The organism is Deinococcus sp. YIM 134068 (genome assembly GCF_036543075.1).
GTDB lineage: Bacteria > Deinococcota > Deinococci > Deinococcales > Deinococcaceae > Deinococcus > Deinococcus lichenicola.
Genome location: NZ_JAZHPF010000017.1, coordinates 37,747 through 56,675, shown reverse-complemented (window position 1 = coordinate 56,675; position 18,929 = coordinate 37,747). Strand labels below are relative to the sequence as shown.

At 69.5% G+C, this 18,929-nt stretch carries 18 protein-coding genes and 1 tRNA gene; 14 read left to right on the top strand and 5 right to left on the bottom strand.

The features are described 5' to 3' along the window. Positions 1-493 precede the first annotated feature (493 nt). Together V3W47_RS14900 and V3W47_RS14895 are read left to right on the top strand one after the other, a co-directional pair. On the top strand, positions 494-1,444 hold the full coding sequence (locus tag V3W47_RS14900) for a leishmanolysin-related zinc metalloendopeptidase (protein WP_331826010.1): 951 nt from the start codon (positions 494-496) through the stop codon (positions 1,442-1,444). Positions 1,445-1,722: 278 nt separating this feature from the next. Then, the gene (locus tag V3W47_RS14895) at positions 1,723-2,496 is read left to right on the top strand and encodes a DUF554 domain-containing protein (protein WP_331826009.1); all 774 of its coding nucleotides are present in this window, start codon (positions 1,723-1,725) and stop codon (positions 2,494-2,496) included. Between the two features lie 387 nt (positions 2,497-2,883). Here V3W47_RS14895 and nspC read toward each other — a convergent pair whose 3' ends face one another. The 4 genes from nspC to rpe all read right to left on the bottom strand — a co-directional run bounded on the left by nspC (position 2,884) and on the right by rpe (position 7,523). Next, positions 2,884-4,110 (bottom strand): carboxynorspermidine decarboxylase, encoded by a 1,227-nt coding sequence (nspC, locus tag V3W47_RS14890; protein ID WP_331826008.1) that lies wholly within the window; start codon positions 4,108-4,110, stop codon positions 2,884-2,886. 38 nt (positions 4,111-4,148) lie between these two features. Continuing rightward, a complete protein-coding gene (locus tag V3W47_RS14885) occupies positions 4,149-5,909 on the bottom strand; it encodes a DUF4034 domain-containing protein (RefSeq protein WP_331826007.1) in 1,761 nt (586 codons plus the stop codon). Between the two features lie 86 nt (positions 5,910-5,995). Further along, entirely contained in the window at positions 5,996-6,715 is a 720-nt protein-coding gene (locus V3W47_RS14880; RefSeq protein ID WP_331826006.1) for a 2-phosphosulfolactate phosphatase, read from the bottom strand. Positions 6,716-6,869: 154 nt separating this feature from the next. After that, positions 6,870-7,523, bottom strand: a complete 654-nt coding sequence (rpe, locus tag V3W47_RS14875; RefSeq protein WP_331826005.1) for a ribulose-phosphate 3-epimerase — start codon at positions 7,521-7,523, stop codon at positions 6,870-6,872. A gap of 316 nt (positions 7,524-7,839) precedes the next feature. On the opposite strand from rpe, the gene scpA reads away from it, so the two are divergent. The 4 genes from scpA to V3W47_RS14855 all read left to right on the top strand — a co-directional run bounded on the left by scpA (position 7,840) and on the right by V3W47_RS14855 (position 13,412). After that, positions 7,840-10,020, top strand: coding sequence for a methylmalonyl-CoA mutase (gene scpA / locus V3W47_RS14870; RefSeq protein ID WP_331826004.1), 2,181 nt, complete (start codon positions 7,840-7,842; stop codon positions 10,018-10,020). Between the two features lie 68 nt (positions 10,021-10,088). After that, entirely contained in the window at positions 10,089-10,601 is a 513-nt protein-coding gene (locus tag V3W47_RS14865) for a hypothetical protein (RefSeq protein WP_331826003.1), read from the top strand. Between the two features lie 837 nt (positions 10,602-11,438). Beyond that, positions 11,439-12,605 carry a DUF418 domain-containing protein gene (locus V3W47_RS14860; protein WP_331826002.1) on the top strand — a complete coding sequence of 389 codons (1,167 nt, stop codon included), beginning with the start codon at positions 11,439-11,441 and terminating at the stop codon, positions 12,603-12,605. Positions 12,606-12,608: 3 nt separating this feature from the next. Further along, positions 12,609-13,412: an AIM24 family protein gene (locus V3W47_RS14855; RefSeq protein WP_331826001.1), complete on the top strand. Its 804-nt coding sequence runs from the start codon at positions 12,609-12,611 to the stop codon at positions 13,410-13,412. Between the two features lie 200 nt (positions 13,413-13,612). Here V3W47_RS14855 and V3W47_RS14850 read toward each other — a convergent pair whose 3' ends face one another. Further along, a complete protein-coding gene (locus V3W47_RS14850) occupies positions 13,613-14,086 on the bottom strand; it encodes a hypothetical protein (RefSeq protein ID WP_331826000.1) in 474 nt (157 codons plus the stop codon). 41 nt (positions 14,087-14,127) lie between these two features. Between V3W47_RS14850 and V3W47_RS14845 the strand changes: the two genes are divergently transcribed. From V3W47_RS14845 to V3W47_RS14810, 8 genes are all read left to right on the top strand, one after another. Next, on the top strand, positions 14,128-14,616 hold the full coding sequence (locus tag V3W47_RS14845; protein WP_331825999.1) for a hypothetical protein: 489 nt from the start codon (positions 14,128-14,130) through the stop codon (positions 14,614-14,616). Positions 14,617-14,671: 55 nt separating this feature from the next. Next, positions 14,672-15,928: a radical SAM family heme chaperone HemW gene (gene hemW, locus V3W47_RS14840; RefSeq protein WP_331825998.1), complete on the top strand. Its 1,257-nt coding sequence runs from the start codon at positions 14,672-14,674 to the stop codon at positions 15,926-15,928. Positions 15,929-15,959: 31 nt separating this feature from the next. Beyond that, positions 15,960-17,363 (top strand): dihydrolipoyl dehydrogenase, encoded by a 1,404-nt coding sequence (lpdA, locus tag V3W47_RS14835; RefSeq protein ID WP_331825997.1) that lies wholly within the window; start codon positions 15,960-15,962, stop codon positions 17,361-17,363. A gap of 79 nt (positions 17,364-17,442) precedes the next feature. Next, positions 17,443-17,519, top strand: a tRNA-Arg gene (locus V3W47_RS14830). A gap of 111 nt (positions 17,520-17,630) precedes the next feature. Next, positions 17,631-18,098 (top strand): hypothetical protein, encoded by a 468-nt coding sequence (locus tag V3W47_RS14825; protein WP_331825996.1) that lies wholly within the window; start codon positions 17,631-17,633, stop codon positions 18,096-18,098. A 121-nt stretch (positions 18,099-18,219) separates the two neighbouring features. Then, entirely contained in the window at positions 18,220-18,399 is a 180-nt protein-coding gene (locus V3W47_RS14820) for a hypothetical protein (RefSeq protein WP_331825995.1), read from the top strand. A gap of 36 nt (positions 18,400-18,435) precedes the next feature. Further along, entirely contained in the window at positions 18,436-18,672 is a 237-nt protein-coding gene (locus V3W47_RS14815; protein WP_331825994.1) for a hypothetical protein, read from the top strand. A 10-nt stretch (positions 18,673-18,682) separates the two neighbouring features. Continuing rightward, entirely contained in the window at positions 18,683-18,829 is a 147-nt protein-coding gene (locus tag V3W47_RS14810) for a hypervirulence associated TUDOR domain-containing protein (RefSeq protein ID WP_331825993.1), read from the top strand. Positions 18,830-18,929 lie beyond the last annotated feature (100 nt).

Below are 18,929 nucleotides of genomic sequence, written 5' to 3'. Positions count from 1 at the left end.
GGCGGGCAGAGGAAGACGGCGGAGGGGCAGGTCAACTTGGAAGGAGCGTACCACGTCCCCTGTCATCCGGGCGTCAAACGTAAAGGCGGAGACAGCATTCCCCCACTGGGGGAAGAGGAGTGGGGCGTTCCGTTCGCCAGCGGCGGGACTGAAAAGAAGGCGTTCCCTCTCACTCACGATCGATTCACAGGTTCGGTGAGGCCGGAGGAGCGGGCCGTCCCCCGCCGGGGATGCCTGGGAGACGTTGGGAGGAGCATGACACCCGGCCTCGTGTGAGCTTTGTTGTACCCAGTCTAGAAATAGGGGCGTCGGCGCGTTCGGCATCCCTTAACCTCTCCTCCGGTCCATCCACATCTCCTTTTCGACGTGTCGGCGCGGTCCTCACAGGCGGATCACACCTGCGGCTCTAGGCTGCGCTCGCTTTCCCCCACAGAGCAGACCCGACAGACCGAGACAGCCTTATCCCCGCCCCCTGGCTCCCGGAGGTTTCCGCATGTCCCGACTCACCCGCCGTCTGACGCTGAGCGCCGCCGCCCTGTCCCTGACCGCCCTGCTCGCCTCCTGCGGAGGGGGGACGGACACAGTGGCGAACGCCGAGGCGGCCCATGAGCACGTCACCGCGCCCGACCTCGCCTCGCTGCCGCTGGACCCCTACCTGAGCGCGGAGCTGGAGACCCAGGCGACCGAGCCGTACAACATCACCCTGCGCTTCGCCACGGGCAGCGACGCGAGCGTGGTCAACGCCATGAACGCCGCCGCGAGCCGCTGGCAGGGCATCGTCACGCAGGGGCTGGCAAGCGTGCGGGCGAACATCCCCGCGAATGCCTGCGGAAGCAACGCGGCGTTCTCGGGCACCATCGACGACATCCTCGTCTTCACGGGCAACCGGACCATCGATGGCCCCGGCGGCACCCTCGCGCAGAGCGGGCCGTGCAGCGTCCGCTCGTCGAACGGGCTGACGACCTATTCCACACTGGTGTTCGACACGGCGGACCTGACGCAGTTCAGCTCCCAGCTCGCCGACATCGCCGTTCACGAACTCGGGCACTCGCTCGGCATCGGGACCCTGTGGCAACGCTTCGGGCTGGTGAGCGGCATCGGCACGAGCAACCCCGTGTACCGGGGCACGAACGGCGTGCGCGAGTACCGCGCCTTCGGCGGCACCCTGAGCACCGTGCCCGTCGAGAACACGGGCGGCTCCGGCACGGCGGGCGGCCACTGGCGCGAGACGACCTTCAAGAACGAGCTGATGACAGGCTACCTCAACAGCGGCGTCAAGAACCCGCTGTCGCGCCTGAGCGTCGGCACCTTGCAGGACATGGGTTATGCTGTCACCTACACCACCGCCGACGCCTACAGCCTGACCACCGCGCAGAGCCTCGCCGCGTCGCTGGACCTCGCCTCGCGCGAGGAACTGATCACGCCGAAGTACCGCAGCCGCTGAGAGTTGAGGTTGGACCTGGAACTGCCCCCGCCGGGTTGGTGGGGGTAGTTTTTGTGGGAAGAGAGGAGAACGCCGTTAGCAAGCAGCGTTAATCGCTCTAACAGATTGGATTCGTAAATCTTCCAACTGGCTCTGGACGCCCTGCCTGTTCACCCCCTCCCGACCTCCCCCCTCAAGGGGGAGGAGCAAAAGATCACATCCAAACACAATCTCAACAACTCCTCACTGCAACAACCTCGTCCAAGACCCACGCCCCCGATGCTCTAGGCTAGGCCCTCATGAGTCTGCTCTCGCAACTGTCCGGCACGCTGATCAACGTCGCCGCCGTCCTGCTGGGCACGCTGCTCGGCCTCGCGCTGGGGGGGCGGCTGCCGGAACGCACCCAGCGCACACTGCTGCAAACGCTCAGCCTCGTGACGCTCTTCATCGGCCTGGACATGGCGGGGAGCCTGAACCGCGTGACGGGCGGCAACATTCCCGGCGTGATCCTCGCGCTCGTCAGCCTCGCGCTGGGGGCCGTGATCGGCGAGGCGCTGCGGATCGAGGAGGGGCTGGCGGGGCTGGGTGAGGCTCTCAAGCGAAGATTCCGGGGCGGCGGGCGCTTCACGGAGGGGTTCGTGGCGGCGAGCCTGCTCTTCTGCGTCGGCCCGATGACGGTGGTGGGCGGGCTGCAAAACGGCCTGACGGGCGACAACGCCACCTATGTCCTGAAGAGCACGCTCGACGGCATCGCCTCGCTCGCGCTGGCAGGGGCGTACGGCATCGGAGTCGGCTTCAGCGTCATCACGGTATTTCTCCTTCAGGGGGGCCTCAGCCTCGCGGCGGGGGCGTTCGCGGCGGGCCTGCTGAATGGGGCGGACCCCGGCGTCCTGAGGACCAACCCCTACGTCCTGATGATCACGGGCGCGGGTGGCCTCGTCATCGCCGGAATCAGTTGGAACCTGATGCTCGCCGGGCTGGGCTGGGAGGACCGCCGGGTGCGCGTGGGCAGCATGCTCCCGGCCCTCGCCGTCGCGCCGCTGGCCCTGTGGGTGGCGGGTCGGCTGGGGTAGGGGGAGGGGAGACGCCCGCTCTCAGATGGGAACGGGGTGTTGGTGGCGCACTGTGCGGCAGGGTTCCGCTGTCAGAGCCGTGTCAGTCTCCGTCCCTAGACTGACGACCATCTCCAGGAGACCCGTCCTGACCGAGACTTTCCCCCTCTCCTGACCCTCCGCGCCGGGCGTGACTGGCCCTCCCCACGCCCCACGCCCGGCCTGACCCCTCCCGCGCCCCCACCTCTCGCGTTTTCCCCCTGGGCCGGGTCGTAATCGGCGCGCGAACGGGCGGTGACTCCCGCCCCCAGCGCACAGGCTCAAGCCCTCTCGCCGTGATACAGAGCAGCGCCCCCGCCGGGAGTGGTGGGGGCGCTGTTCATGCTGGCTGTTGATCGCTGGCCGCTCTCAACTCAGCTTCGCCTTGAACTCCTCGTACCCGAAGGTCTTCACCCGTTCATAGGTGCCATCCGCGCGCAGGATGCCGATGTCGGGGTGCTTGACGCCGTTGAAAAAGGTCGTCTTCACCATCGTGTAATGGATCATGTCGTCGAAGATCACGCGGTCGCCGACGCTGAGAGGGTGGTCGAAGACGTACTCGCCCACCACGTCGCCCGCCAGGCAGGTCGTGCCGCCGATGAGGTAGGGGTGGCCGGGTATCTGGTCGTGCGCCTCGCGGTGAGTCACCTCCCCGGCGATGGGGTCGCGGGCACCGAGGATGCGCGGGCGGTAGGGCATCTCCAGCACGTCGGGCATGTGGGCACTCACCGACACGTCGAGGAGGGCGGCGTCCCTGACGTTGTGCACCACGTCGAGCACGCTGCTCACGAGCCAGCCCGTCTGCCACGCGAAGGCCGAGCCGGGTTCGAGGAGGACGTGGACGCCCCACTTCTGGCGGAAGGCACGCACGACGCGAATCAGCCGCTCGATGTCGTACCCCTCGCGCGTCATCAGGTGCCCGCCGCCGAAGTTGACCCACCCCATGCGGGGCAGGAACTCCCCGAAGTTGCGCTCCACGACCTCCAGCGTGCGCTCCAGCGTGTCCGAGTCCTTTTCACACAACGTATGGAAGTGCAGGCCGTCAATGCCGTCGAGGAGGTCGGCCCGGAACTCCCGCCGCGTCACCCCCAGCCGCGAGAACGGCCCGGCGGGGTTGTACAGGTCCGTCTCGACCTCCGCATATTCAGGGTTGACGCGGATGCCGATGTGGAGCGTCTTCCCGGCGGCGCGGGCGGCCTCCACCTGCGGTTTGAAGCGTTCCCACTGGGAGAAGGAGTTGAAGACGAGGTGATCGGCCAGCTCCAGGATGCGCGGGAAGTCCTCGTCGCTGTAGGCGGGGGCGTAGACGTGGACCTCCCCCCGCATCTCCTCGCGGGCGAGCAGGGCCTCGTTGAGACTGCTCGCGGTCGCCCCGGTGATGCCGAATTCGCGCAGGATGGGAAAGGCGCTCCACATGGCGAAGCCCTTGAAGGCGAGGATGATCTGCGCGCCGCTCTCGCGCTGGACGTGACTGATAAGGGCGAGGTTGCGCCGCAGCCGCGACTCGTCGAGGACGAAGGCCGGGCTGGGGATGGCCCGCCAGTCGGTCTCCTCCACGGGCCGGACGGCGGGAAGCTGAAAGTCGGAGACGGTCATGGGAGACAGGGTAGCGGGTGGGGGGCGGGAGGATTGGGTCAGGGGGAGGAACCCTGAGTCGAGGTTTGCTCCTGGGCCAGAGCGTCGAACGTCGCCTGGGCGTCGGCGAGGGCCGCCTGTGCTTCGGCACTCTGCGTGGGGGAAGCCCACCCCTGCGACGCGGCGGGGCGGTCGTCGTCGAGGAAGGACCCACACGCGCGCAGGACGCCGATGACGAAGCTCCCGATCAGCCACCACTGCCACCACGGGCGACCGCCGCGCGCCGCCTCCCGCTCCTGTTCGGTAGCTCCCCCACGAAGTCGCCGGGCGGTCTTGGCGTCCCAGTCCCCGTCTTTGGCCTTCTTCAACGCCTTCTGCGCCCCCTTGTGCTCCTCGGCGGCGGCGCGTTCGAGGAGGTGCTTGGCGTAGTCGAGGCTGTCCTGAAGGGGCCGGGTGTCCACGGGCCGCAGCACACCGTCGTCCCCGACCTCAACCAGCCCGGCGCGCAGTTGCTGGGCGAGGGCGAAGCGGGCGTCGTTGTTCCCGGCGTCGGCGGCCTTGAGGAGGTAGCGGTACTTCGCGCGGTCGTCCAGCTCGAACTGCCCCCGGTAGGCGTCGAACCCCCGGTACACGCGCCAGCTCATGTCGTCGCTGCCGAGGTCGGCGGCCTTGAGGACGGCGTCGCGCTTCTCCGGCGTGTCGCGCAACGCCGCCTTCAATCCCAGCCCGTGCTCTTGCAGGTGGACGAGCATTTCTGCGGCGGCCTTGTCGCCCTCGTCGCGGGCGCGCATGAGGAGGGGGGTGGGATCGGGTATGGCCCACGTGCGGTTGAAACAATGCAGGCGACCCAACGTCACCGCCGCCTCGTGATCGCCCTCCCCGGCCCAGCGGGTGAGCAGGGCCGTGACACGGGGCAGCAGAGGTTCGAGCCAGCCCTTCGCCTGGTACAGCGCCCAGGGGAAATTTCCACTCGCGCGAACGCGGGGGTCTCCCTCGGCGGCGGCCAGGAAGCGTTCCAACGCCACCCGCCGCTCTGCCTCGGGGGCATCGGCGTGCGTGAGCGCGACGAGCAACTGGTCGGCGTAGCTCTCCTGAAGGTCCGCCGCCAGCCGCGCCCGCTCGACGCCTGCTGCCGAATCGCCCGCGAAATGCAGGGCGTGGTGCGAGACGTGGGAGTGGAAGGCGGCCCAGAGCTTCTGCATGTCGCCCTGCCCCAGCAGGCCCGCCTCCTGCTGCTGGCGCACAAAGGTCAGCATGTGTTCCTCGCTCCCGCCCCACTCGGCGCGCAGGTGCAGCAGCGTGACGCGGCGCAGCTCCAGCGAGTGCGGGTTGTCCTCCAGCGGGCGGGTGTACCAGTCGGGATACTGCTGAGCCTGCACGTCGGCGAGGCTCATCTGACAGCCCCGCGTGTTGTGGACGGTGGCGACCGTCAGCCACGCCGTCAGAGGGTTACGCGTCAGGGTCGTCGCCTCCCGCGCGCATCCCTCCGCCTGTTCGAGAAAGTGGTGCAGACCACGCCAGCCCTGATCGCTCACCAGATTGGCCGTGGTCTCACCCCGGAAGGCCCAGGCGCGGCCCAGCAGCCACCCCGCCAGCGCCGCGTGCGCCGCGTAGGAACCGGGGTGAGTGTCCATCCACCCCCGGAAGCACTCGCCCAGCGCCGGGTCGGGATTCTGGAAGGCGTCGAAAGTCCGCTTCAACTCCAGCTCGCTCACCTCGCCGCGCTCGAAGCGCCCTTGCAGGCCAGTGAGAAAGGGGTCGAGGTCGGTGTACCGGGCGTCCCGCAGGTGGGCGAGGAGGTCGGGCGGCGTGAGGTCCATACGGCCCCCAGGCTAGTGGGGCGTCACCTACCGCCGTGTCACAAGTTCGCGCCGTGCCGGGGTCGTGTTGGGGGAAGAGGACCCCCTCACCCCGCCACGAACCGCAGCGCCCCCGGCGTGTCCCCGCCCGGCGCGAGCGTGGGCACCAGCGTGCTCGTGCTGACCTGGGCGGCATGGCGCACGTCGCCCCCCAGCCCCAGGTCCGCGAGGTGCTGGCCGTGCGCGCTGCTGGAGAGCGTCTCGACCGGATCGGCGGCGTTGCGGCGCACCGTCAGGGCGATCCGGGTGCCGTCGTCGCTGGAGAAAGCCCCCATCGCCAGCAGGTACTCGGCGAGGACCCCGGCGGTATACACGTCCTCCAGCCCCACCCGCGTATCGGTGCCCGCGCACACGACGGCGATCTCCTCCGTGGCGAGCGACCGGGCGCGGCGGGCGGCGGCGTGCGCGTTGACCAAAGCGGCCAGCAGCACGTGTTTGCCCGTTTCGGCGGCGGCGAAGGCGGCCCCGGTGCCGTTCGTCGTGTTCATCACCACCGTCTTGCCCGTGAAGTTCTGTCCGGCGGCCTCCACCGGGCTGTTGCCGAAGTCGAAGCCGGGGATAGGCAGCCCGCCCCGCTCCCCGCCGAGGAGAATGTCGGAACTCCCCTCGCGCAGACTCAGAGCGACCTCCGGCGTGGCGGTCAGGAGCAGCGCCTCCGCCCCCCGCTCCAAGTACTGCACGGCGGTCGTCGTGGCCCGCAGCACGTCCACCACGAGCACCACGTCCGGGTAGTGGCCGTGGGGGAGGAGGTCGACGCGCAGTCTCATCGCGGTACCGGGGAGGGGGGGCGGCCAGCGGCCAGCGGCCAGCGGCCAGCAAACCACCCGGAGGTCCAGGGGTCTCTTGATCTCCGGCTCCAACGCCGCCGAACCAACTGGTCTTCTGCTGGTGGCTGGAAGCTGGAGGCTGGCCGCTCCCTCCTCACGCCAGCGCCTCCCGCAACCGCGCCAGCCCCGCCGCCGCCCCGTCCGGCCCGAAGACGCTGCTGCCCGCCACGAGGACGGTCGCGCCCGCATCGGCGAGCATTCGGGCGTTCTCCGGCGTCACGCCGCCGTCCACCTGCACGTCGGCGGCGCTGCCGATCTCGTCCAGCCAGCGCCGCAGGGTCCGCACCCGCTCCACGCTCGCCGGGAGAAACCGCTGCCCGCCGAAACCGGGGTTGACGCTCATCACCAGCACGAGGTCCACGTCCCCCAGGACGGGCCGCACCGCCTCCAGCGGCGTGCCGGGGTTGAGGGTGACGCCCGCCCGCCTGCCGAGTTCGCGGATCGCCCCCACGGCCCGGTGGACGTGCGGCGTCGCCTCCACATGAACGGTCAGACCGTCGGCCCCCGCCTCCGCGAAGTCGCGCAGGTAACGTTCGGGCCGCTCGACCATCAGGTGAACGTCCAGAAAGAGGCTGGTCGCCCGGCGCGCGGCGGCGAGGATGGGCAACCCGAAGGAGAGGTTGGGCACGAACATGCCGTCCATCACGTCCACATGGGCGGAGTCGGCCCCGGCGATGGCCTGCAATTCCTCACCGAGCCGCGTGAAATCGCAGGACAGCAGGCTGGGGGCGAGTTTGACGCGGGTCACGGGGCCACTCTAACAGTGCCGCCGCTTTGTGGCGTGGGTTGCGGTTCGTGGAGAGCGGTCAGCCGTCAGCTTTCAGCGGTCAGCAAAAAGCTGCTTAAGCCCTGGCTCTTTTCACTCTTCCCCTTGGGGGGAGGCCGGGACTCGCGGAGCTGCGAAGCAGAGGGGGTGAACAGGCCTGGCAACCCAGACAACGACGACCGCAACTCCCCAGCACCGTTCAAACGAAATGGCAGGCCAACTCCACCCCTCTCCCACACCCACCAAACGCCCGTTAGTTCCTAGCGTGGCATCATGACGGCAATCCCACGGAGGCCCCATGACCACATCGCAAGACCCGAACGCCCCCGCTCCGGCTGCCTCGCCGCTGGACGCCTGGAAGGCCCTCGCCCGCAAGGACCTGCGCGGCGCGGAGCCGGAGACCCTCAACCGCCTCACGCCCGAGGGGCTGACGCTCCGGCCCCTGTACACCGCCGCCGACGTGGAGGGGCTGGACCCCGGATTGCCGGGCCTGCCGCCCTTCACCCGTGGCCCGCGTGCCACGATGTACGCCGCCCGCCCGTGGACCATCCGCCAGTACGCGGGCTTCTCCACCGCCGAGGAGAGCAACGCCTTCTACCGCCGCAACCTCGCCGCCGGGCAGAAGGGCCTGTCGGTCGCCTTCGACCTCGCCACCCACCGGGGCTACGACTCCGACCATCCGCGCGTGGTGGGCGACGTGGGCAAGGCGGGCGTGGCAATTGACTCGGTGGAGGACATGAAGGTCCTCTTCGACGGCATTCCCCTCTCCGAAATGTCCGTGTCCATGACGATGAACGGGGCGGTGCTGCCCGTCCTCGCCGGGTACATCGTGGCTGGGCAGGAGCAGGGCGCGACGCTGGGCCAGCTCTCCGGCACCATCCAGAACGACATCCTCAAAGAGTTCATGGTGCGGAACACCTACATCTACCCGCCCGCGCCCTCCATGCGGATCGTCGCCGACATCATCGAGTTCACGGCGCGGGAGATGCCGCGCTTCAACTCCATCTCCATCAGCGGGTATCACTTGCAGGAGGCGGGGGCGAACGCCGCGCTCGAACTCGCCTACACGCTCGCGGACGGGCTGGAGTACGTGCGGGCCGCGCTTGCCAAAGGCCTCGACATCGACGAGTTCGCCCCCCGGCTGAGCTTCTTCTTCGCCATCGGGATGAACTTCTACACCGAGGTGGCGAAACTTCGGGCGGCCCGGCTGCTGTGGTCGGAGCTGATGGGACAGTTCAAACCGAAAAACCCGATGAGCCGCGCCCTGCGGACCCACTGCCAGACCTCCGGCTGGTCGCTGACCGAGCAGGACCCCTACAACAACGTCGTCCGAACGGCCATCGAGGCGATGGCGGCGGTGTTCGGCGGGACCCAGAGCCTCCACACGAACGCCTTCGACGAGGCGATTGGCCTGCCGACCGACTTCTCCGCCCGCATCGCGCGCAACACGCAGCTTGTGATTCAGGAGGAGACGGGCATCCCGCACGTCGTGGACCCGTGGGGCGGCTCGTACCTGATGGAGCGGCTGACCGCCGACCTGGCCGAGGAGGCCCGCAGGCTCATCGCCGAGGTCGAGGCCCTGGGCGGCATGGCGAAGGCCGTCGAGTCGGGCACGCCCAAGCTCAGGATCGAGGAGTCGGCGGCCCGCAAGCAGGCGCGCATCGACCGGGGCGAGGACGTGATCGTGGGGGTCAACAAGTACCGCACCGAGGCCGAGACGCATGTGGACGTGCTCAGCATCGACAACGCCTCCGTCCGCGAGGGCCAGATTCGGCGGCTGGAGACGCTGCGGGCGACGCGGGATGGGGCGGAAGTAGACCGGACGCTCGCCGCCCTCGCGGAATGTGCCCGCACGGAGTCAGGAAACCTCCTCGCCCTGAGCGTCGAGGCCATGCGCGCCCGCGCCACCGTGGGCGAGGTGAGCGCCGCGCTGGAGGGCGTGTGGGGCCGCCACCGCGCCGAGGTCCGCACCCTCAGCGGCGTGTACGCGCAGGGCTACTCCGGGGACGAGGGCTTCTCCGCCCTTCAGCGCGAGATCGAGGACTTCGCCGCCGCCGAGGGCCGCCGCCCCCGCATGCTCGTGGTCAAGATGGGGCAGGACGGCCACGACCGGGGGGCAAAGGTCATCGCCACGGCCTTCGCGGACCTCGGCTTCGACGTGGACGTGGGGCCGCTCTTCCAGACGCCCGAGGAGGCCGCGCGGCAGGCGGTCGAGAACGACGTTCACGTCGTCGGCGTGAGCAGCCAGGCGGCGGGGCACGGAACCCTCATTCCGGCGCTGGTCGGCGCGCTGAGGGCCGAGGGCGCGGACGACATCCTCGTGATCGCGGGCGGCGTGATTCCCCAGCAGGACTACGCGGCGCTGCGGGCGGCGGGCGTGGCGGGCATCTTCGGGCCGGGCACACCCATCCTGACCTCGGCGCGCGAGGTGCTGCGGCTGGTGCGGGAACGGCGGGAGGGGACGCCGGGAAAGCCCTGAACGCCGCCGGGGAGGTGAAGTGAAGACAACTGGCACGGCCTCCTCACGCCCGCCCTGTACAACGGAGCATGAGCCACCGTCTCCCGGCTGTGCTTCTCGCCTTCGGTCTGCTCTGCGGCCCCCCGTCAGGTCACGCCCAGGCGGTGTCCCGCCAACCGACCGCCCTGCAACAGGCCCGCGTGCAGGCCGCGCAGGAGACGGCGCAGGTGCGGCTGCTGGAGCGGGCGGGCCAGCTCCGCCCCCAGCGCGTCTCGGCCAGTTGCCGCGACCGCTCGGGCCGGGTGCGCCTGTCCGTCCTCGCCGACGCGCTGGGTACGCCGCGTATCGTGCGCTATGCCCGCCGGATTCCCGACAATACCCTCCACTTCACCGGCTACTACGACGCCACCGGGCGTCTGCGTTTCGCCACCGCCCAGGCCTCCGGCCCCGTGGGCGTGCTGTACAACCTCAGCGCCGAGTACGACGCGCGTGGACGCCTGCTAAGGGAGACGGGAACGCGCCGCGCCGGGTACGCCGCCGAGTTGCGCCGCCTGCCCAATCTGAACGTGGTGCTGCTGAGGCGGGGGATTTGCACGTTGTAAGGGGGCCGCCAGCCGCCAGCTTCCAGCCACCGGCAGGGGGTGGGCGCTCCAGCTTAAAGCTCGGAGCTTCCGAGAATTGGCCCGACGAGGGGAGCCACGCTGTTCTGCTCGTCTGCTCGCTCGCCCCCAGGCGGAGGCCGGGGGACGACGGGTACGGCCCGCGCACGTGCTCAGGGTGTCATGCTGAGCGTCGGCGAAGCGTCCCCAAGCGCCGGGACCCGACGCTCGCGCCCAGGGTGACGAGTCCCGTTGGCCTCGCTCGGAGCGAGTGGCGTCCTCCACCGCTATTCAAAGCGGGGAGATAGGTCGCCGCCTGATAGCAGGGTTGCAATTCGACGCCGAAGGGGCGGCGCAGGGCCACCAAAATTCGGCTTCGCCGTGCCGCCCTATGCACATGGCCGGAGAGCGTTCCACACGACACGCACTTCAAACTGAACTCGCCTCTGGTGTACACTCTCAGGTCTTGCAGGACGTGGTGGAGCGGCTGGACAAGTCCTTCAAGGGCTTCTTCAGGCGTGTGAAGGCGGGCCAGAAGGCGGGGTCTCCGGGGTTCAAGGGAAGGTCCCATGACGACTCCCTGAAAACCTCAACATCAACGGCCTTGCCCGCACCAAGACTGCGAAGGGCGGACTGGACGCGGGATGGGCCACCTTCATCACTCTCCTTTCTCTCAGCGTGGGGCAGGAGAGGCCTCGACCAGAAGTTATCTGCGCCGACGCTTTCCTCCGGCATTCGCCAGGCTCTCGCCGTGCTTCAGGAGCTTGACGCGCACGGAGGACGGAGGGGGACGCGGTGGGGCCTGAAAAAGACTCATACCCCGCGCGCTAGCCTGCCCGCATGACCCTCGCCCCACCGCCGGACACGACGCCCGCCCCCGAGTCCGGCCCGCCGCGCCCGGTCGGCGGTGGGGAACGCTCGGCCCTGCCCGACGTGCTGCGGGGGCTGGCCCTGCTGGGCATCCTCATCGTGAACGTGCAGAACTTCGCGGGCTTCCGCGAGTGGGAGCAGCGGGGCGTGGACGGGGCGGTGCAGACGCTGACCGACATGTTCGTGAACGGGCGGGCGATCAGCCTCTTCGCCATGCTGTTCGGGTGGGGGGCGGCGGGCCTCCTCGCGCGGCACGGCTCCGGGCGGCTGTTGCGGCGGCTGGTGGTGCTCTTCGCCATCGGGACGGCGCACGCGGTCCTCGTGTGGACGGGCGACATCATCTCCAACTACGCGCTGCTGTCGCTGGCGCTGCTCCTCACCGCGCGGGCGACGACGGGCACGCTGGTGGCGCTGGCGGGTGGCCTCGGCGCGTGGTGGCTGCTGACGACGGTGCTGGAGGGGTTAGGTGCGCTCGCCCGCGACCCCCGGCCCCGCTTCTCCGGCCTGCCCATCCTTCCGCCCGGCACGACCTACGGCGACGCGGTGGCCGAGCGTGCCGCCGATTTCCTGCCCGCGCTCATCAACGGGAGCGTCTACAACGGACCGTGGTTGATCGCCCTGTTCCTGCTGGGGGCCGCCGCACAGCGCACGGGGCTGCTCACCCGCCCGCAGGAGCACTTGCCCCTGCTGCGCCGCCTCGCCGTCTTCGGGCTGGGCATCGGGCTGCCGCTGGGCATCCTCCTCGCGTGGATGAACACGCAGGGGACGCTGAGCGCCGGGCTGCTCTCCATTCCGGTTCGCATGGGGGGCGGGCTGGCCTCCGCGCTGGGCTACGTGGGCGTGCTGGGGCTGCTCGCCGCCGGGGGACGGCTGGGCGTCCTGATCGCCTTCGCCGCCAGCGGGCGCGTCGCCATGAGCAACTACATCGCGCAGAGCCTGATCATGACGACCCTTTTCTACCCCTACGGCGGCGCGCAGTACGGGGAGTGGGGGGCCGCGCCTGCCGTGCTGCTCGCGCTGGCGGTCGGCCTCGCGCAACTGCCGCTGAGCGCGTGGGTGCTGCGCCGCTTCGGAAGTGGGCCGCTGGAACGGCTGACGCGCTGGCTCGTCTACGGTCCCGCTCGCGGCGTAAGGTAGGGCATGGAATTCATCTGGAAGGCGGGCGTGATCCGCGAGATCGCCCACGCGGGGGCGCGCCTGGAAGTCATCGAACACACCGCTGAACCCGCCACGCGGGCGCTGGAGGGCTACCATCAACCCCTCTCGCGCCCGTCCCCGTGGCGGCAGCTCGCGGTCCACACGGGCGGCGCGATGGCGGTCCTCGAACCCGGTGCCCTGCAATACCTGCGCGGCGACATCGAGTTGCAGGCGAGCACGTCCGGTGGCGCGAGCGGCGGGGGCGGGCTGGGCGGCTTCCTGCGCGGGGCGGTCACGGCGGCGGCGACGGGCGAGGGCCTGTACAAGACCGTCTACCGGGGCGCGGGCACCGTCTACACCGAGCCGACCCGGCTGCACCTCCTCCTCGGTGAGCTGCGCGGCGAGGACCTGATCGTGGACGACGGGGCCTTCGTCGCCTGTGCGGGCGAGGTGACGGTGGGCCGCCACGTCAACGCGGGCCTCACGGCGGCGCTGGGCAGCGGGGAAGGCCGGGTGCAGCCCAAACTCTCCGGCACGGGCGTCTTCGCCCTGCAAAGCCCGGTCCCCGAGGCCGAGTTCCAGTTCCTCGACCTGCGCGGCGAGACCCTGAAGGTGGACGGCAACCTCGTCGTGGCGTACACGGGCGGCCTGAGTTTCGCCGTGGAGCGCAGTGCGCGGGGCCTGCTCGGCGGCGGCAAGACGGGCGAGGGCTTCGTGCAGGTCTACCGGGGCACGGGCCGCGTGTGGCTCGCGCCGACGTTGCCGCTGAGGGTGTCGCCGCTGGGGGTGGCGATGTCGGTGGGGTGAGTCAGTCTTTGTGGTAGACGAAACTTCGTGAACAACTACAGGAGTTTTTGGGACCACGTTTCTGGGAGGCTACGCCTGTTCACCCCCTCCCGGCCTCCCCCTCAAGGGGGAGGAGCTAGAAAGCCACTGCTTAAGCCTCAGCTCTTTTTCTCCCTCTCCCCTCGTGGGAGAGGGCCGGGGTGAGGGGGCGACGTGGCGACTCAACCGCTCAATCCTCCCTCCAGCCGCGCCCCCTCCACCACCGTCCCCAGCCGCTCCAGCCGTTCGCGCAGCGCCACGAGGTACACGCCCGGCTCCACCTCCTCGCCGAGGGTCCAGACCCGCACACCGGGCGGGGCCGCCAGCACCCGGTCCACGAACGCCAGCGTTTGCATGCGCGTGGCGCGGGCTTCCTCCACCAGTTCCGGCAACGTCATCTCGCCCAGCGGTGCGGTGAGGCGGTGGGGCACCTTCGCCGCGTAATCGCCCAGACCGATCCGCATTTCCATCCCCATCTTGCGCTCCATACCGATCACGCGCCGCAGGGTGTCCTCGGCCCCGGCACCCCAGCCGTCGGCGGTCAGCCAGGTGTGGTAGGCGGCAGCCTGTTCGTCCAAGTCGGCGCGAATCCGCGCGGGCGAGATCACGGCGGCCTGCGCGCGGATGGCCTCCAGGGGGTGAGGGTCGCCAGTCATAGCGGGCAGTGTCCCACACGGGGCCGCTATCCTGATGCCCGATGCAGCACACGGGCACCTGGACGGACATCTACGGCTCGGCTCGCGCAAGCTTCGAGGGCCGCGCGGGCGGGCACCGCTGGCTCGTGGCCGCGCCGCCCGATCTGGCCTCGGAAGTTCCTACTCAATTGGAGGCGGTGGACGGCAAAGGCCGAGCCGACCTCCTCGTCCACGAGGGTCTGACTCCACTCCTCGCCGCCGTGCGTGAGCTGGGGCCGCGTGGGGTTCTCGTCGTCGCGCCGCGTGCCCTCGCCTCCGGTCCTGTCGTGACCGTGGGAGAGCAGGTCATCGAACCACCGGACGGCGTGCCCTACCGCGAGGGGGGCGAGTTCCCCGCCTGGCGCTCGGCCCTGCCCGGTTCCGACGACGAGGGCGAGAGCGGGGCTGCGAGCGCCGTCGCCTCCCTCGGCCTCCCGGTGGTCGTCACGACGCCCGAGAGGGTTCGAGCCGCCCTCGAAGCCTGGATGGACGCGACCCCACACGGTCGGTAAGCCAAAAGAGACGGCCTACCGCGCCCAATCCTCCTCTTCCCCCTACACTCGCCCCGTGACCGCGCCCGCCCCCGACCCCACCGTGCGACACCTCTACGTCCACGTGCCCTTCTGCCCGAGCATCTGCCCCTACTGCGATTTTCACGTTCTGACGCGGCGGGCGGGGCTGGTGGAGCGGTATCTGGAAGGTATCGAGGCCGAGGCGGCGCGGCTGGCGGCGGAGTACGCGGTGGACCTGGAGACGGTGTACCTGGGCGGCGGCACCCCGAGCTTCCTGCGAGATGCTGAGCTGGCGGCCCTCGTGGGCAGCGTTCGCCGTCACCTGGGCTGGGGTGGCGTGGAGAACACGTTGGAGGTCAACCCCGGCACAGTGTCCCCGGAGCGGGCGGCCCACTGGCGCTCACTCGGATTCGACCGCGCCTCCGTGGGTGTGCAGAGTCTCGACGACGCGACGCTGAAATTCCTGGGCCGCCAGCACGACGCCGCGCAGGCCCGCGAGGCCGTCACCACCCTGGTCGGCGCGGGCTTCCGGGTCAGCGGCGACCTCATCACCGCCGTGCCGGGGCAACCGCTGGAGGCCGACGTGCGCGGTCTGGTGGACCTCGGCGTGGGACACGTCAGCGCGTACACCCTCACCATTGAGCCGGGTACCGAGTTCGCCCGCCGGGGCGTGACGGTGGAGGAGGACGACGAGCGCGCGGGCTTCGAGCGGACGGAGGCGCTGCTGGGCGGCCTCGGCTTCACCCGCTATGAGGTGAGCAATTACGCCCGCCCCGGCGAGGAGTCGCGCCACAACCTCGCCTACTGGAACAACCGGCTGTACCTGGGGTTGGGGCCGGGGGCGGCGGGGCATTATCCGGTGGTCGGGCGAGTCGAGGAGTCGGGGCGTCGAGGAGTCGAGCAGGAACTCCCCTCGACCTCCCGACCTCTCGACCTCTCGACTCCCCTCACCCACCGCCGCACCAACCCCCACCTCCACGACTGGCTCGCCGGGGCACAGGGCGAGGGGCAGGACGTGGACGCCGCCGAGTTCGTCACCGACGCGCTGTTCATGGGCCTGCGGCTGCGGGAGGGGGTGGACCTGTCCGACGTGTTGCGCCGCTCGGGGCTGGACGTATCCACCGTTTACGCCAACCCTATCGCCGCGAACGTGCGCCGGGGTCTGCTGGAGGTGGACGGCATACGGCTGCGCGCCACTCCGGCGGGCTGGTGGAGCCTCAACCGGGTGGTTTCCGACTTCCTCGAAATTGAGCCGCACCTACCACTTTCAGGTGTGAATGAACCCTTCACGACTCCGGACGCAGGTGACTGATGGCTCCCGGCGCACCCATTAGACTGCCCGCATGACAAAGAATTACGATTTCGACGTGCTCGTGATCGGCGCGGGTCCCGGCGGTTATCACGCGGCCATCCGCGCCGCCCAGCTCGGCCTGAAGGTCGCCTGTGCCGACCGCGAGGCGGTGGGCGGCGTGTGCCTGAACGTGGGCTGCATCCCCACCAAAGCCCTGCTGCACGCGGGCGAGCAGATGGCCGCCGCACGCCACGCCTCCGAGTTCGGGCTGACCTTCGGCGAGCAGAAGCTGGACGTGGCGAAGCTCAACGGCTGGAAGGACAGCATCGTCAAGAAGCTCACGGGTGGCGTGAGCGGCCTCTTCAAGGCCAACAAGGTCACGTACCTCGTCGGGCAGGCGAGCTTCGTGGACGACCACACCGTCCGGGTGGGCGAGCAGACCTACACGGCGGCCAACGTCATCATCGCCACGGGCAGCGAACCCGCCCGCATTCCTGGGCTGGAGGTGGACCAGCAGAGCATCGTGGACTCCACGGGTGCCCTGACGGTGCCCGACCCCGTGCCCGCGCGGATGCTGTGCGTGGGCGGCGGCGTCATCTCCTTCGAGTTCTCGCACATCTACAACAACCTCGGCGCGAAGGTCAAGATCATCGAGTTCCTGCCGACCATCATCCCCGGCGCGGACGCCGACGCGGTGAAGGAGTTCGGCAAGTCGATGAAGAAGCAGGGCATCGAGTTCGAGACGCAGGCGAAGGCCAACTCCGCCGTGAAGAAGGCCGACGGCGTTCACGTCGAGATCGAGAACGTGAAGACGGGCGAGAAGCGCACCGAGGTCTTCGACCGGGTGCTCGTCGCCGTGGGCCGCCGCCCGCGCACCGACGGCCTGAACGTGGAGGCGGCGGGCGTGGCACGCACCGACCGGGGCTTTGTCCCCGCCGACGAGCAGCAGCGCACCAACGTGCCCCACATCTTCGCCATCGGGGACGTGGCAAGTAACCCCATGCTCGCCCACAAGGCGATGAAGGAGGGATTGGTCGCCGCCGAGGTCATCGCCGGGAAGCCCGCCGCGCAGGACGCCGTCGCCATCCCCGGCGTCGTGTACACCTCCCCCGAACTCGCCTGGGTCGGCCTGACCGAGCAGGAGGCCCGCGACAAGGGCTACGACGTTCGCACGGGCGTCTTTCCCCTCAGCGCCTCGGGCCGCGCGATGACCTTGCAGCAGACCGACGGCTTCGTGAAGATGGTCGTGGACCACGACACCGACCTGTTGCTCGGCGTCCACATCGTCGCCGCGCACGCCAGCGATATGCTGGGGGAGGCCAGCCTCGCGCTGGAGATGGGTGCGACCGCCACCGACATCGCCCTGACGATCCACGCCCACCCCACCCTGGGCGAGACGATCCTGGAGGCCGCCGAGTCGGTCCACAAGCAGGCCATCCACATCGTGAACCGCTGAGCGGGCACAGGTGGGGGCGGGGGGACGTTCGGAGCCTCCCCGCCCCCGCCCCTGCTATACTCCCGCCTGCGATACGCGGGCACTCGTAGCTCAGTCGGATAGAGCGGGGGACTCCTAAGCCCTAGGCCACTGGTTCGATTCCAGTCGAGTGCACCAGAAACAAGGCGGCAGGATGCAGCGTATTCAACCTGCGTCCTGCCGCTCTTCTTAACCTGATGGGGAAGATGGGGGGAGGCGAGGATATGCGCCTAAACAGTGCGGAGGCGCGTGCTACAAGAGGTCGTGCGTTTTCTCATTCCCCTCGTCCTTGCCTCGTCCGCCCTCGCCACTCCGGCTCTTCCGGTCGCCAACGGTCACACTCCGGGCAGTCTCGTGAGTGGCCTGGCGGTCAAACGCGACTGGACTCTGGAGGACAACGGCTTTTGCAGGCAGCGGGCAGCGGCGGCGGCCAGCATCTCGCATCCGCAGAAGGCCAGTTCCAAGTTCAAGTACATCAGGACGTTCAGCTTCCGCACGAGAAGCACGGCGAGCCATGAGCGTCTGATGCTGGACTACACGAACGCCGGACTTCAGGTGCCGTTTCCCTGGCAGGACGGGCAGTGGCTGAGCCGTCAGTACACGTCGCAAGCGACGCCCAACCACACGTACCTGTTGGAGATGCAGGACCAGCCGAAGGCGCAGGGCAGCTACACGACCGTGGCAAGCGCCTGCATCACAGTATTTGGGTTGCGTTGACCTGGGTGTCCGGGACACTGGAGCGTTCTGCCGCCCCTGTGCGTCGCAGGTCTCTTCATCTCCGAGGCAACCTTGACCCTCGGCTCACCCCGCGCCGGGGCTGGGGGTGCATCCTGCCCGCATGAGCCACAAGGACAAGTACAACGAGGGCGACCGCGACCATAGCCGCGAGCCGGGCAGCAATAAGCCGAGCGCCGACGAGAAGAACGGCGACGGTCGCCGCAACGGCAGCGAGAGCGGCGCGGGTGGAGGCGGCAAGAGCAGCGGCGGTGGGCAGACGGGCAGCGGCGGCAAGAGCTGAGCCGTCAGGACCAAGACACGGACGGAGGTTGAACCCATGACGAACGACGCGAGAGACGACGGACAACGGGGACAGAAGCAGCGGGCCGAGGGCGGCGACGTGACCGCCGAGGGCACCGAGATGACCGACGGGCAGATGGCGCAACTGGGTGCCCGTCCCGGTCGCGGGGCCAGCGAGGTGGCCGGGGCCGACCCGTCCGACGAGTACGTGTTCGAGCATGTCGAGGGTGAGGACGCGCAGGGTCCCAAGCTTCCCACGACCCAGCCCGATTGAGGCGCGTGACATGGCTTTCAAGGTCGGGGACCGGGTGAAGTGGTCGAGCCACGGTGGCGAGGCCGAGGGCAAAGTCGTGAAGGTGGCCCATGAGGACGGCGAGGAGAAGGGCTTCCACTACCGCGCCAGCCGGGACGACCCGCGCTACATCGTTTGAGCTGGCGGACGGGCGGCGGGCGGCCCACAAGGAAGATGCCCTCAGCAAGGCGTGAGCCGAGGCAGAGCAACCCCGCTGAAAGCCCCGCCCAGAAGTGATG

Excerpts from the sequence above, each read along its gene's own strand:
- V3W47_RS14900 (WP_331826010.1), top strand. The coding sequence starts at position 494 with ATGTCCCGACTCACCCGCCGTCTGACGCTGAGCGCCGCCGCCCTGTCC.
- V3W47_RS14895 (WP_331826009.1), top strand. The coding sequence starts at position 1,723 with ATGAGTCTGCTCTCGCAACTGTCCGGCACGCTGATCAACGTCGCCGCC.
- nspC (WP_331826008.1), bottom strand. The coding sequence starts at position 4,110 with ATGACCGTCTCCGACTTTCAGCTTCCCGCCGTCCGGCCCGTGGAGGAG.
- V3W47_RS14885 (WP_331826007.1), bottom strand. The coding sequence starts at position 5,909 with ATGGACCTCACGCCGCCCGACCTCCTCGCCCACCTGCGGGACGCCCGG.
- V3W47_RS14880 (WP_331826006.1), bottom strand. The coding sequence starts at position 6,715 with ATGAGACTGCGCGTCGACCTCCTCCCCCACGGCCACTACCCGGACGTG.
- scpA (WP_331826004.1), top strand. The coding sequence starts at position 7,840 with ATGACCACATCGCAAGACCCGAACGCCCCCGCTCCGGCTGCCTCGCCG.
- V3W47_RS14865 (WP_331826003.1), top strand. The coding sequence starts at position 10,089 with ATGAGCCACCGTCTCCCGGCTGTGCTTCTCGCCTTCGGTCTGCTCTGC.
- V3W47_RS14860 (WP_331826002.1), top strand. The coding sequence starts at position 11,439 with ATGACCCTCGCCCCACCGCCGGACACGACGCCCGCCCCCGAGTCCGGC.
- V3W47_RS14855 (WP_331826001.1), top strand. The coding sequence starts at position 12,609 with ATGGAATTCATCTGGAAGGCGGGCGTGATCCGCGAGATCGCCCACGCG.
- V3W47_RS14850 (WP_331826000.1), bottom strand. The coding sequence starts at position 14,086 with ATGACTGGCGACCCTCACCCCCTGGAGGCCATCCGCGCGCAGGCCGCC.
- V3W47_RS14845 (WP_331825999.1), top strand. The coding sequence starts at position 14,128 with ATGCAGCACACGGGCACCTGGACGGACATCTACGGCTCGGCTCGCGCA.
- lpdA (WP_331825997.1), top strand. The coding sequence starts at position 15,960 with ATGACAAAGAATTACGATTTCGACGTGCTCGTGATCGGCGCGGGTCCC.
- V3W47_RS14820 (WP_331825995.1), top strand. The coding sequence starts at position 18,220 with ATGAGCCACAAGGACAAGTACAACGAGGGCGACCGCGACCATAGCCGC.
- V3W47_RS14815 (WP_331825994.1), top strand. The coding sequence starts at position 18,436 with ATGACGAACGACGCGAGAGACGACGGACAACGGGGACAGAAGCAGCGG.
- V3W47_RS14810 (WP_331825993.1), top strand. The coding sequence starts at position 18,683 with ATGGCTTTCAAGGTCGGGGACCGGGTGAAGTGGTCGAGCCACGGTGGC.